2 protein-coding genes are annotated in these 1,122 nt (G+C 43.5%); both read left to right on the forward strand.

Going from position 1 to position 1,122, the window contains the following annotated elements; all coding sequences use genetic code 11:
- On the forward strand, window positions 1–764 hold a 764-nt coding region (locus F6K49_RS51740), incomplete at its 5' end, for an AMP-binding protein (RefSeq protein ID WP_293110796.1).
- A gap of 146 nt (window positions 765–910) precedes the next feature.
- A partial coding sequence (locus tag F6K49_RS51745; RefSeq protein ID WP_293110798.1) for a YlqD family protein occupies window positions 911–1,122 on the forward strand: 212 nt, incomplete at its 3' end.

The following is a 1,122-nucleotide window of genomic DNA, read 5'->3' on the forward strand; positions in this document are numbered from 1 at the left end:
TTAACTTCTTTGAGATTATTGGTGTCGAAGTCCTAGTAGGCTATGGGTTAACCGAAACCTCTCCCGTTACTAATGCTAGGCGTTCGTATCGTAACCTGCGTTTTAGTGCTGGACCACCTTTACCGGACACTCAAATCCGGATTGTTGACCCTAAGACTCATCAGCCTTTACCCCAAGGTCAACGAGGGTTGGTGATGGTAAAAGGACCACAGGTGATGCAGGAGTATTATCACAAACCAGAAGCTACTGCTAAGGCAATTGATCTAGACCGGTGGTTTAATACAGGGGATTTAGGTTGGGTTACCCCCCAGAATGATTTAGTCCTAACTGGCAGAGCCAAAGATACTATAGTTCTCACCAATGGGGAAAATATTGAGCCACAACCGATAGAAGATGCTTGTTTGCGTAGTGCTTACATTGACCAGATTATCCTGTTAGGTCAAGACCAAAAGGCATTGGGTGCTTTAATAGTACCAAATTTAGATGCCTTACAAGGGTGGGCAGCGGGTCAAAATCTTCCCCTTGACGTATTTGCTCCAGATGTTGATTTAAATCTTAAAGAGGTTCAGACTTTATACCGGACTGAATTAAACCGAGAAGTCAAAAATCGCCCAGGTTATCGGCCAGATGACCGTATTAGCACCTTTAGGCTGATTCTAGAGCCGTTTTCCCAGGAAAATGGCATGATGACTCAAACCTTTAAAATCCGACGACCTGTAGTCACCGAACGCTATCGCGCTATCATTGACGCGATGTTTGCTTAATCGAGGGCAATAAAGTTAAAACGTTAGAAGGTTTAGAGGTGCAGGCCTCGAACCTTGAGACTGAACCTCAATCTTCTTTTTAAGAATTATTGAGTAATATAACCAGTCAAACTCTCAATCCCTCAAACTTAGATAGTGGAACGCATATGGACGACTCTAACAAGAACTTACTATTGAAACGGCCAATTAATATCAAAGCCATCGTTACCCCTCGATGGAAAGAAGAGGTTCAGCAACAACTACAAAATCAAATCAACCAAATCGACGGCCAACTGCAACAGATTGATATCCAGGGACAAAAAGCGATCGCTGAGATTAAAAAGCAGAGCATGGATCCTCCTGGTCCTCAGGTATCGCA

The sequence above is a fragment of the Moorena sp. SIO3I6 genome, from assembly GCF_010672095.1.